The organism is Wenyingzhuangia marina (assembly GCF_900130035.1).
Lineage (GTDB): Bacteria > Bacteroidota > Bacteroidia > Flavobacteriales > Flavobacteriaceae > Wenyingzhuangia > Wenyingzhuangia marina.
On the sequence record NZ_FQXQ01000006.1, the window covers coordinates 157,358 to 170,024 of the forward strand.

Annotated in this window: 12 protein-coding genes and 1 pseudogene; 6 read left to right on the forward strand and 7 right to left on the reverse strand. The window is 28.9% G+C overall.

The window, feature by feature from the left end:
- Positions 1-13 precede the first annotated feature (13 nt).
- Positions 14-1,021, forward strand: a complete 1,008-nt coding sequence (gene fbp / locus BUB70_RS12985; RefSeq protein ID WP_073122281.1) for a class 1 fructose-bisphosphatase — start codon at positions 14-16, stop codon at positions 1,019-1,021.
- A gap of 61 nt (positions 1,022-1,082) precedes the next feature.
- Here the strand turns inward: fbp and BUB70_RS12990 are convergent, their stop codons facing one another.
- The 6 genes and pseudogenes from BUB70_RS12990 to BUB70_RS13015 all read right to left on the reverse strand — a co-directional run bounded on the left by BUB70_RS12990 (position 1,083) and on the right by BUB70_RS13015 (position 8,296).
- Entirely contained in the window at positions 1,083-2,504 is a 1,422-nt protein-coding gene (locus BUB70_RS12990) for a CCA tRNA nucleotidyltransferase (protein WP_073122284.1), read from the reverse strand.
- Positions 2,504-3,049 carry an L-threonylcarbamoyladenylate synthase gene (locus BUB70_RS12995; RefSeq protein WP_073122287.1) on the reverse strand — a complete coding sequence of 182 codons (546 nt, stop codon included), beginning with the start codon at positions 3,047-3,049 and terminating at the stop codon, positions 2,504-2,506. Before BUB70_RS12995 ends, BUB70_RS12990 begins: the two co-directional genes overlap by 1 nt.
- Positions 3,049-4,888: pseudogene (locus BUB70_RS13000) on the reverse strand (ABC transporter ATP-binding protein). Before BUB70_RS13000 ends, BUB70_RS12995 begins: the two are co-directional and overlap by 1 nt.
- A 21-nt stretch (positions 4,889-4,909) precedes the next feature.
- Positions 4,910-6,049 carry a glycosyltransferase gene (locus BUB70_RS13005; RefSeq protein ID WP_073122289.1) on the reverse strand — a complete coding sequence of 380 codons (1,140 nt, stop codon included), beginning with the start codon at positions 6,047-6,049 and terminating at the stop codon, positions 4,910-4,912.
- A 16-nt stretch (positions 6,050-6,065) separates the two neighbouring features.
- On the reverse strand, positions 6,066-7,154 hold the full coding sequence (locus BUB70_RS13010) for a glycosyltransferase family 4 protein (protein WP_084730288.1): 1,089 nt from the start codon (positions 7,152-7,154) through the stop codon (positions 6,066-6,068).
- A 191-nt stretch (positions 7,155-7,345) separates the two neighbouring features.
- On the reverse strand, positions 7,346-8,296 hold the full coding sequence (locus BUB70_RS13015; RefSeq protein ID WP_308691627.1) for a glycosyltransferase family 4 protein: 951 nt from the start codon (positions 8,294-8,296) through the stop codon (positions 7,346-7,348).
- A 246-nt stretch (positions 8,297-8,542) separates the two neighbouring features.
- Between BUB70_RS13015 and BUB70_RS13020 the strand changes: the two genes are divergently transcribed.
- Both BUB70_RS13020 and BUB70_RS13025 read left to right on the forward strand, forming a co-directional pair.
- Complete coding sequence (locus BUB70_RS13020) at positions 8,543-9,367, forward strand: rhamnan synthesis F family protein (RefSeq protein WP_073122293.1); 825 nt, start codon at positions 8,543-8,545, stop codon at positions 9,365-9,367.
- A gap of 9 nt (positions 9,368-9,376) precedes the next feature.
- Positions 9,377-10,135, forward strand: coding sequence for a glycosyltransferase domain-containing protein (locus tag BUB70_RS13025; RefSeq protein WP_073122296.1), 759 nt, complete (start codon positions 9,377-9,379; stop codon positions 10,133-10,135).
- Between the two features lie 32 nt (positions 10,136-10,167).
- Here the strand turns inward: BUB70_RS13025 and BUB70_RS13030 are convergent, their stop codons facing one another.
- Positions 10,168-11,124, reverse strand: coding sequence for a glycosyltransferase (locus BUB70_RS13030; RefSeq protein WP_159431434.1), 957 nt, complete (start codon positions 11,122-11,124; stop codon positions 10,168-10,170).
- Positions 11,125-11,272: 148 nt separating this feature from the next.
- On the opposite strand from BUB70_RS13030, the gene BUB70_RS13035 reads away from it, so the two are divergent.
- From BUB70_RS13035 to BUB70_RS13045, 3 genes are all read left to right on the forward strand, one after another.
- Positions 11,273-12,088 (forward strand): glycosyltransferase family 2 protein, encoded by an 816-nt coding sequence (locus BUB70_RS13035; protein ID WP_073122301.1) that lies wholly within the window; start codon positions 11,273-11,275, stop codon positions 12,086-12,088.
- Between the two features lie 63 nt (positions 12,089-12,151).
- Positions 12,152-12,562 carry a Holliday junction resolvase RuvX gene (gene ruvX / locus BUB70_RS13040; protein WP_073122303.1) on the forward strand — a complete coding sequence of 137 codons (411 nt, stop codon included), beginning with the start codon at positions 12,152-12,154 and terminating at the stop codon, positions 12,560-12,562.
- Between the two features lie 11 nt (positions 12,563-12,573).
- Positions 12,574-12,667, forward strand: a 94-nt coding sequence (locus tag BUB70_RS13045) for a sugar phosphate nucleotidyltransferase (protein ID WP_262508097.1), incomplete at its 3' end; no start/stop codon positions are given.

The following is a 12,667-nucleotide window of genomic DNA, read 5'->3' on the forward strand; positions in this document are numbered from 1 at the left end:
AAACTTAAACTACATGTTACACCAACACAAAACCTTAGGGGAATTTATCAACGAAAATCAACATGCTTTTAAATACACCACAGGTGAATTGTCAAGCTTAATTAACTCCATTAGATTGGCTGCAAAAGTAGTAAACCACGAAGTAAACAAAGCTGGATTGGTTGATATTACTGGAGCTGCTGGAGACGTAAATGTTCAAGGGGAGGCACAACAAAAGTTAGATGTTTATGCCAATGACAGATTTATACAAACCATGATTAATAGAAATATTGTTTGTGGAATTACAAGTGAAGAAGAAGATGATTTTATTGTGGTGAATAGTAAAGACAAAAATCATCAAAATAAGTATGTGGTTTTAATAGATCCCCTAGATGGTTCTTCTAATATTGATGTAAATGTATCTGTAGGAACTATTTTTTCTATTTATAGAAGAATTACACCTATTGGAACCCCTGTAACTAAGGAAGATTTTTTACAAGAAGGAAAACATCAAGTTGCAGCAGGTTATATTATTTACGGAACCTCAACCATGTTGGTCTATTCTACCGGACATGGTGTGAATGGTTTTACCTTAAATCCCGCTATTGGTACTTTTTACTTATCTCATCCAAACATGGAATTTCCTGAAGATGGAAATATTTATTCTGTAAACGAAGGAAACTATTTAGAATTTCCAGAAGGAATAAAAAAATACATTAAATATTGTCAGCAAATTGAAGATGACAGACCTTATACTAGTAGATATATTGGATCTTTAGCATCGGACTTTCATAGAAATATGATTAAAGGAGGGATTTATATGTATCCAAAAAGCACCAAAAATCCTGAAGGTAAATTAAGATTGTTATACGAATGTAATCCAATGGCTTTTTTAGCTGAACAAGCCAATGGAAAAGCAAGTGATGGTTACAAAAGAATTTTAGATATTAAACCTACCCAATTACATCAAAGAGTTCCTTTTATTTGTGGAAGCAGAAACATGGTTGATAAGGCAGAGGAATTTATGAAACAATATTCTTAATCAACCAACACAATAAAAAAGCCGAAGATTTCTCTTCGGCTTTTTTTATTTATCTTTTAAATTAAGCTTTTAATCCTAACGCCTCACCTCTTTTTAACATTAAATCAAACGCTTCATCATAATCGTTAGCTATTTTTCCATCTAAAATAGCCTCTTTGATATAATCTTTAATCTGACCTATTTCTCTACATGGCTTTAAGTTAAAAGTTTTCATGATGATTTCACCAGAAATTGGCGGCTCAAAATTACGAACCTTATCACGTTCTTCAACTTCCTTAATTTTATCTCTTACCAATTTAAAGTTATTATGGTAACGTTTAAATTTATTTGGATTCTTAGTCGTAATATCTGCTTCGCACAAAGTCATTAAACTTTCAATATCATCACCTGCATCAAAAATTAATCTACGTACAGCAGAATCGGTTACTTCCGAAGCCAATACAATAGGTCTTGAGCTTAACAACACCATTTTTTGTACAAACTTCATTTTATTATTTAATGGTAATTTTAATCTCTTAAAAAGTTTAAACACCATTTTAGAACCTACAAATTCGTGATTATGAAAGGTCCATCCTACTTTTTTAGAAAAACGTTTGGTAGGAGCTTTTCCAATATCATGTAACAAAGCTGCCCAACGTAACCAAACATCATCTGTATTTTCAGAAATATTATCAACAACTTCTAAAGTGTGATAAAAATTATCTTTATGCTTTTGTCCTTCTACCTCTTGTACTCCTTTTAAAGCCGTTAATTCGGGCAAAATTTGGTGTAACAGTCCGGTTTCTTCTAAATGTAAAAAACCTACAGATGGTATTGGGGCTTCTAACATTTTATTGATTTCTACCATGACTCTTTCACGAGTAATGATTTCTAATCTTTCTGCATTTTTACTAATAGCTTCTAATGACTCCTTTTCAATCTCAAAATTTAATTGCGTTGCAAACCTAATAGCACGCATCATTCTTAAAGGATCATCAGAATAAGTAATATCTGGATCTAAAGGAGTACGAATTATTTTAGATTTTAAATCATCAATTCCTCCAAAAGGATCTAACAAATCACCCAAAGAATTTTCGTTTAAAGAAATTGCCAAAGCGTTGATGGTAAAATCTCTACGATTTTGATCATCTTGTAAAGTTCCCTCTTCAACCTCAGGGTTTCTGCTATCTTCTGTGTAAGATTCTTTTCTAGCCCCAACAAACTCAATTTCTATGTCTTGATAACGCAACATAGCCGTTCCATAGGTTTTAAAAACCTGAACTTTTGGTTTGTTTGGCAACAAATCTGCAACTTTTAAAGCCAAATCAATTCCACTACCTACAGCAACTACATCAATATCTTTTGCCGTTCCCCTTTCTAAAATAAAGTCACGTACAAAACCACCAATCACAAAAGCATCTACTTGTAATTCCTTTGCGGCTTGGGTAATATATTCAAAAACATTGTGTTGAATAGCTGTTTTATAGTTTTCTAGAATTTGCATTAAGCACGTATTACGGTTACCTGATTTTGATTTGTGACCTTAATAATCGTTGAGGATTTTTCACAAATTTTATCGTGGTGCAAATCTACTACATAATCTACTTCATTCAAAATTGCTGGACTTATTTCAGAAAACTGTTTTGGAGTGGGTTCTCCGCTAATATTTGCAGAGGTAGAAACAATAGGTTTCCCAAAATCAGCAATCATTTTTTTACAAAAATCATCAGAAGCAATTCTAATAGCAATGGTATTGTCTTTTCCTATGGCATTTTTTGCAATTCCTATAGGATGATCATATACAATAGTTGTTGGATTTGTGGCTTTTTCTAATATTTCTAAAGCTTTATTAGGAACCTCAGCTACATATTTTTTTAGCATTTCCAAAGAACTCACCAATATGACCAAACTTTTGGTTTCTTCTCTTTCTTTAATGGCATATATTTTTGCCACCGCTGCTTCAGAAGTAGCATCACAACCTATTCCCCAAACAGTGTCTGTAGGATAAAGAATTGTTTGTTTATTATTAAGTTTCTTCTCTGTTTCCATTAATTTAAAATATCTAAAGACTGTAAACTCACTAGTTTTGTATACATTCCTCCTTTTGCAATTAATTCTTGATGAGTTCCTTTTTCTACAATGCTACCTTTTTTCATCACCACAATTAAATCTGCATTTTTTACTGTCGATAATCTGTGTGCTATTACAATTGAAGTTTTATTTGCCATCATATTTTCAAGAGCATCTTGGACCACTTTTTCAGACTCTGTATCTAAAGCAGAAGTTGCTTCATCTAAAATCATAATAGGTGGATTTTTTAAAACAGCCCTTGCGATAGCAACCCTTTGTCTTTGACCTCCTGACAATGAACTCCCTCCATCTCCTACGTTGCTCTGATAACCTTTATCAAATTCAGATATAAAATTATGAGCATTTGATATTTTAGCAGCGTGAATAATATCTTTTTCAGATGCATTATCTACGCCTAAAGAAATATTATTAGCAATAGTATCGTTAAATAAAATAGAATCTTGAGCAACAATCCCCATTTGACTTCTTAAAGATTTTGTAGTTACATTTCTAATATCCAATCCATCAAAGGTAATACTACCTTCATTAACATCATAAAATCTAGTTATCAAATTTGCTAGGGTAGATTTTCCACTACCAGATTCTCCAACCAGTGCTACTGTTTTTCCTTTTGGAACAGTTAAACTAAAGTCTTTTAAGACATATTCATTCTCATATTTAAAAGACACATTATTAAATTTAATTTCTCTCTCAAAACCTGTAATAACCTTAGCTCCTTCAGCATCTATTAAAGGATTAGGTGCATCTAAAATAAAACGAACTCTTTCTGATGCCGCATTTCCTCCTTGTATGGCATGACTTGCCTTTGCCATAGCTTTAGCTGGCGTTAAAATTTGATAGGCTAATCCCATATAGGTAATAAAAGCACCACCCGTTAAGGTTTCTTCTAATAATACCAAAGTACCACCATAAACAAACAAAATAGAAATAGTAAAAACTCCTAAAAATTCACTTAGAGGACCCGCCATGGCCATTCTAGCCCCAATAACATTATTTTTGTAATTAATTTCTTCAGACTGTTCTTTAAACTTACTTTTAAAAAAAACTTCCGCTGTAAAGTTTTTAATAATTTTAATTCCTCCAAGCGTTTCTTCTATTCTAGAAAGTAAATTCCCTTCTAAGGCAAAAATATCTCCCGAAATATTTTTAATAGTTTTCCCTAATCTTGATATTAAGAAACCCGATACTGGCAGAAATATTAACACGAAAATTGTTAATTTCCAACTAATCCAAAACATTGCTCCTAAAGTAAATAACAAGGTTAACGGTTCTCTTCCAATCATCATTATAGCATTCATAAATGATGATTTAATGGTTGTAATATCCGCTGTCATTCTTGAAATTAAATCTCCTTTTTTTTCTCTTGAAAAAAAAGAGACATTTTAAAGATGTCACCTTGTAATAAACATCATTTCTTAAATCTTTTAAAACTCCGTTATTTAAATATGTCATATACACCATTGACAAGTAAGCAAATAAATTTTTTAAGAAAAAGGCTATAATCATAAAAACCATCATCCATATTAATGTACTAAAAGCACCTTTTTCATTTGTATTAACAGTTATAAAATAATTTAAATAATTCTCTAGCGTATCCTTATTTAAACTTCCTAAACCATTAAACACTGGTTTTTGATATATTTTTTCTCCTTCTTTAAACAAAACATTCATAACTGGCATTAAAGACAGCATTGACAATGCAGAGAAAAATGAGTACAAAAAATTAAAAAAAATACTTGATATAAAATTTAACTTATAAGGAGCTAAATATTTAAAAAAGTGTTTTAAATTTTTCATTTATTTAATTGTTGTTAACGTTTATATTTTTTTTAACTTAAGTATCAACTCTGCTAATAAATTATTATTTCTTGGTAATTTTGCATTCGTTAATTGTTCTTTCATTTTATTCCCTATACTTATATAAGACAACTCTTTTTTAATAAACCTTTGTCCATTTTCAATTATATCTATACTATTTTCCCCTTTATAGACTTGTCTCATTTTTAAAGCGGCTTCTTCAATATTAGCATCTGCAGCTATAAATCCTTTTTTTAACATTCCATGGCTTCCTTTTAAAGGTTTTAAAGAATATCCTATTGGAAAACTATTTTCATTATTCATAAAAACCATATTCCCAGAGTAACCAGTTGCAATAACAGGTTTTTTAAAATACATAGCTTCTGCCAAAGTAAGTCCAAAACCTTCTGACCTATGCAAAGAGACCAAAGCATCTGTGTTTTCTATAAGTCCTGTTAACTCTTGTCTTGAAATTCGTTCATTAATAACTCTAATATTATGATTCTCTTTAAGTATATTCTCTAGTTTTTGCTTTTCTTCTGGAAAATCATCTAAACCAATGCTTTTTATAATAAGTGTTGCTTTCTCATTTTGTGTAAATGCTTTTTTAAAAGCTTTTACAACAGCAAAAGGATTCTTTCTTAGAATAGCACTATGAGAATCAAAAATGGTTAAAAAGTTAAAGGTATCTTCTTCTAGCGTTAAATCCCTTTTACTTAATGCTGATGTAGGTATTTGGACAGGATGAGGAATACTAATTACTGGACATGGAGCTTTAGCTGAAAAAATATCAACACAAAAATCACTTGCAGTCCATATTTCATCAAACAAACTCATGTATGGAATAATATCTTTTGGTATTTCTTTAAACTCCCATACCCAAAAAGCAATATTATATCTATTCTTAAATTGTTTTTTTCCTGTTTTTTTAACAAACTGTTTAATCGTTCCTATATTGATGTGAAAAATATTTATAGGATACTTTTTTGCATTTTCTTTTTTTTGATGATTATAAACATCTCTCTTATGGTTAAAAAGATAACTCACAACATTTACATTTACTCCTACAAATTCTAATGCCTTTACATTAGAAATTGATGCTTCTGTCAAGCCACATGGTTCATTAAAATAACCTATATAATTTACTCCTATTTTATTCATTAATCATTTTCTTTTTTTATAACTCTTTATAAATCTCTAAATATGCTTTTGCCATCATTTTATAGTCAAATTTTTTTGACCAACGGATTAAATTTTCTTGATACTCTGTTTCATTATCATAAAATTCTTGCATTCCGTTTTTATAAACGGCCACCATATGATCTGAATCAAAATTTTGAAAATAAAAAGCCAAACTACCACCTATTTCTGGTAAACTCGTTTTAGTACTCAAGAATACTGGCTTCCCAAAAACCATAGCTTCAATAGGCGGAATCCCAAAGCCCTCAGCAGTAGATGGATGACACATACATGTACTATATTTAATTAAGGCCCATTTTTCTTCATCACTAACATTATGACAAAAATGAACTCTATGCTCTACTGACAAGCATTTAATTTCTTCTTTAACTATTTTGAAATATTCTTGGTTACAATCTGAAATCACTAAAACCAAATCTTCCTCTATATGAGGTAACATTCTTACAAGAGATAATTGATTTTTTTTTCTAAACAATACACCTATATTTAAAATATATTTTTTACTTGCCAAAAATCTATAGCTTCCTAGGTTGTAATTAATGGTTATATCCGGAAAGAGAATTCCATTATAAACGACCTTTAACGCGGGTTCCTTTTTAAAAGAAAATAATTTTTTGTTTTCTAAAAAATCTTGTTTAACAAATTCAGAAATAAAAACAATAACATCAGCATTATATATGTTCTTTTGAACTTTTTTTAACTCTTTATTATATTTTTTTTTTGAAATTTTCTCGTGAATAAAATTTAAATCATGAAGAGTTACCACTTTTTTCTGTCCTGATTTTTTAAAATGAAAATATGAAGATAATTGATGACTGGTGTGAATAATATGATACTTATAAGTATAAAAAGGCACTAATTTATGAATGGTCTTTCTTTTTCTAATTTCAAAACCTGTTTTTAAATCAGCTAATATTTCTTGGGGTCCGTATAATGAGACTTTTAATTTATTTACTTGCGAAAAACTTAACAATCCAAACACTAAGTTCTTAAATACATTTGCGATTCCTGAGTTTGGATATCTTAGCCTCTCTAAATCAATTAATATCTTTTTTTTTCCTTCCATCATCTGTTATTAAAGACAAAACAAACTAGTTTAGCTTAAATTCTTATAAAGCTTCATCAGTTGTTCAGCTATAACTTTGTCATTAAATTTTTGAACATATTTCCATCCACTTTCTTCCATTTTTACTCGCAATTCATTATCATCTTGAATCCTATAAATAGCTTTTTTTAATGCTTTTTTATCATGTGGTTTTATATAAATACTATTTGCCCCCCAGCTTCTTTAAAACAACTTCCTTTTGATGAAACAACAGGTATTTTTGAAAACAATGCTTCAATTATTGGAATTCCAAAACCTTCGAAAACACTTGGATAAATAAAAATATTAGCCATCTGATAAATCATGGCTAGATCAGTCATGTTTACCACCTGTGGAAAGTGCACTCTTTGTTCCATTCCATTGGTTATAATATATTTTTTCACCTTATCTAAGTATTTAGTCTTTTTACCAACCACCACCAAATGGTCTGATGTGTTTTTAATTGCTTTTACAATAGTTAATAAATTTTTTCGCTCTTGTATAGTTCCCACATTCAACAAATATTTATGAGGTAAAAAATATTTATCTTTTACTTTTTGTTTTTCCTCTGTGCTGTAAGATTCTTTAAATGCAGCATGACATCCTTGATAAACAACCTCTACTTTTTCTTCTTTTATTTTAAAAAAATTTACAATGTCTTTTTTTGTTTGCTCACTGATGGCAATAATTTTATCGGCAGCATGAACTGCTCTATTAAATTTTTTTAAATAAATTTTTACTTCTAAATATGAATAAAGTTTTGGATACCTTAAAAAAATTAAATCATGAATGGTAACAACTGTTTTTATATTTGTTTTTTCAATACCAATAGGTAATTCATTACTTAACCCATGATAAATTTGAACATTATCTTCTAATAAATCTTTTACTATCGCTTTTTGTCTCCATAAAGAATTTAATTTTTTCCAAATTTTTATTTTAGGCATACAAACAAACATGTTAGATTTTAACTCTAACCTATTAATACTTCCTAATCTAGGGTTGTATAATAAATATTTATGATCAATAAACTGATCTGCTAAAATCCTTAAAGTATCTCTACTATAGTTTCCTAAACCAGTGGTATTATGAAACACCCTTTTTGCATCATAACCAATATTCATTATAATTATTATTTTAATTCTACATTATTTTTCATGTAGCATATTTACATTGGTTAGATGTTGATATTCAAAAAAGGTTGCTTAAAAATATTGTATACTATGTTTGTTATAACTAATCATGTAATAATAGTGAGGTTTATAACCTATAACAGCATTACAAAACACTGTTATATAATTTTTATTTTAAATTAACGTTCTTTGCAAAATATAGTTTTAACCATATTATTTTAAGATACTCTTGAACAAATGAAAAGACTTTCTTTTTTTTCCTTTTTTGACCCTAACAACCAGATAGATGATTATGTTATTTTCTATTTAACTGAATTAAAAAAAGTATCTGATATTATATTCTCTTCTGATGGAGAATTATCAATTAATGAATTAGAAAAAATAAATCATTTGTGCCTTTTTCAAACAGGTATAAAACATGGAGAATATGATTTTGGATCACATAAAAGAGCCTATAAATTAGTTATAGAAAAAGACATTCTTAAAAATTATGATTGGTTAATCCTTGCTAACGACTCCTGTTATGGCCCATTTGTTCCTTTTGATAAAATTTTCACTAAAATGGAGAGTCTTCCTTTAGATTTTTGGGGAATGACTCATAATACTGTAGATAAATCTCCTCATATACAAAGTTATTTTGTAGCATTAAACAAAAGCTCTTTTCTATCTGATATCTTTAAAAATTTTATTCTAAGTATTCAAAAAGAAGATATTAGAAGAAATATTGTTATAAAATATGAACATGGCCTAACAAAATGTTTACATGAAAATGGCTACAAATATGACACTTATATGCCAGATATTCTTGGAAAATTCACCAATGATCCATTAAAAAACTGGGATGAAATGATAAAAAAAGGATTTCCTTTTATTAAAAGAACTCTTTTTACTAGAAATACATATAATCTGAGAAATCTCAAAAATTATAAAAAAATTATAAATAATCAATATCCAAATTATAATACTGATTTAATTGAAGGAAACTTAAATCGTTACCCTACTTATACCTCAAATAAAGATCTATTTATTAAAAAACTAAAGAAAAAATTACGTCTCAAATAGATTATAATTATGAGTTTAAAAAAAATAGTAGTATATACTGCTCTTTTCGGAGAGTACTGTGGTATTATTGAACAACCAAAAATAAAAGGAGTTGACTACATCTGCTATACAGACCAAGATGTTTCCTCCAACTCTTGGAAAGTTATAAAAATAACTCCTCCTATTCACGAAGATAATACTAGATCTAATAGATATTACAAGATACTACCACACAAACATTTAAAAGAATATGACATTAGTATATATATTGATGCCAATTATTTAATTATTGGAGACATTATATCATTAATAAAAAATGTTTTTAAAAACAATCTATTTACCTGTTTCAATCATAACTTAATTACTGGTGACGCTAGAAATTGTATCTATAAAGAACTTGAACATATTTTGTCCTTACATAAACAAAAGGGGGTTTTTAAAGACCATACTGAAGTCATGAAAAAACAATTAGAAAAATATAGAAATGAAGGATACCCTAAAAACAATGGTTTAATCAGAGGCTCTGTTCTAATTAGACAACATAACCATAAAGATGTTATTGCTTTTATGGAAAAATGGTGGGAGGAATTAAATACAGGTAGTCGTAGAGATCAACTTAGTTGTAATTATGCAGCCTGGAAAACAAATTTCACCATTAACTATTTACCAGGCAATGGAGTCAGAGGAAACAAATGGTTTTTAAAATTGGGTTCTAGTCGAAAAAGTTTCACTAAGAAGCTAATAGAATATAAGCTTAAACGACTATTTGGTATCTATAAATTCTCTTAAATAGGTCAGAGACACTTGTATGCTGCTATCTTCTATTTTATAGCATTTATAAAAATATCCGCAATATGCTCTTCAGTATATTTTGTTTGAATAACTTCTGCTGCTTTTACTCCTACACTATCTATTTTATCAAAATCAGATTTTAAATAAAAAATAGTCTCTGCTAAAGCCTTTGCTGTATTTGGAATTAAAACTATGTTTTTATTATCTGTAAAAACCTCTTTTATACCAGGAGTATCCTTTGTAATAATACATTTACCCATGGCAGCATAATGCCATACTTTGTTTGGGATCACAATATCTGTTTTAAATGACTTTCCAAAAATCCCTAAGCAAATATCATATTTAGCAATTTCAATATTTAGTTCTTCATACTTTACCCAGCCTTTTAACAAAACATTGGTTAGCTTGTGTTTTGCTATTTTACTTTTTATTTTCTCATAAAAAACACCATCACCTATCAATTCAAACTTTATATCTTTAACATCCTTTAGTAAAATAGCACTATCAATAATTACATCTACTCCTTGCAAAGGAATAAAGCTTCCATAAAAACCAACCTTAAAAACATTATCTCTAAATTTTAATACTTTTTTATGATTAAAGTCGGTTGTATCAACTCCAATAGGAAGTACCTTTATTTTATCTTCTGATATAAAAAAAGTCTTAGAAAAATATTTTTTGTGTAGTAAAGTGTCTGTTAGTAAAATGTCTGCTCTGTGAAAAGGAATAAAATCCAACCAATATTTTATAGGTGCTTTCCAAAAATGACCGTAATCAATTACTTTGGTCATAAACTTTGAAATTAATGGATCAAAAATTATAGGCTTGGAAGTATACTTTTTTATAAGTTTAATGTCCTGATGCCTAAAAGGTGGTACATAAATATAATCTACATCTTTTTCTAATTCTAAAAAATGAGCCTTATCAAAACTACTTCTTTTTTTAAATTCATATGAACGAACTTCAACATCTTCTCTCTTTTTCAAACCATTTATCAAAACTCGAACCCTATTATAATCCAAGTTGATCTTTCCCACAAACAGAATCTTCATTTCGTTTATATTTTTAAATTCCTTTTTACAAATATCATTAATCTAACATATAGTTTTCATATTTTTGAAAAAACATTTTAAAATGGCATCTATTTCTATCATTATTAGTACCTATAATGCTCCAAAATGGTTAGCAAAAACATTATGGGGCTATAACCAACAAACATTTAAAGACTTTGAAATGGTTATTGCTGATGATGGATCTAAACAAGAAACAATTGACTTGATTAATTCAATCTCTAAAGAAGTTAATTATCCTATTATACATGTTTGGCATGAAGACAATGGTTTTCAAAAATCAAAAATACTTAACAAAGCTATTCTTTCTTGCTCCTCTGATTATATTCTAATGTCTGATGGGGATTGTATTCCTATGCCTAATTTTGTTGAAACACATTCTGTCAAAAAAAAAGAAGGATGTTTTCTTTCAGGTGGATATCACAAATTACCTATGGATTTATCTAACCTTATTTCAAAGGAAGATATTGAAAATGGAAACTGTTTTGACAAAGATTGGTTGAAAAAAAATGGAATGAGAAATTCTTTTAAGAATAATAAAATTAATGCTTCTAAGATAAAAAGTACGTTTTTAAATTTTATCACTCCAACAACTCCAAGTTGGAACGGACACAATGCATCTGGCTGGAAAAAAGATATTTTAGCTATAAATGGTTTTGATGAACGTATGCAATATGGTGGTCAAGACAGAGAGTTGGGAGAAAGATTAGTAAATTACGGTATCAAACCAATTCAAATAAGATATAGTACAGTTTGCTTACATTTAGATCACCCAAGAGGGTATGCTACTCAAGATTCTATTAATAAAAACTTAGCAATACGTAAGGAAACAAAAAATCTTAAGAAAAAATATACTGATTTTGGTATCCGTAAAAAATAAACATAATTCTTAATAAGATCTTTTAACTTTTAATTATTATTCAACAATTATAAAAAACTAATTATGTCCAAGATATTAGCTTTCGATTATGGAACCGTAAGAACGGGGTTGGCGGAAACCGATGATTTAAAAATGATGGCTTTTGGATTAGATACCATACCTACCAAAGAAATTTTTAGTTATTTAAACCAGTATTTAAAACAAAATACTGTTGAACTGTTTGTAATAGGAAAACCTAAACAAATGAACGGTTTAGAAAGTGAAAGTGAAGTTTATATTAAAGAGTTTATTAAAAAATTAGACAGCACTTACCACATTCCCATTGTAAGATTTGATGAACGTTTTACATCTAAAATGGCTTTTGATACCATGATTGCTAGTGGTATTGGTAAGAAAAAAAGACAGAACAAAGGTTTGGTTGATAAAATTAGTGCTACTATTATTTTGCAAGAATTTTTGCAAAGTAACCCTTAACAAAGAAAAATATGAAAGGAATTATATTAGCCGGAGGATCTGGAACCAGATTGTATCCACTCACCAAAGCAACCTCCAAACAATTATTGGCTATCTATGACAAGC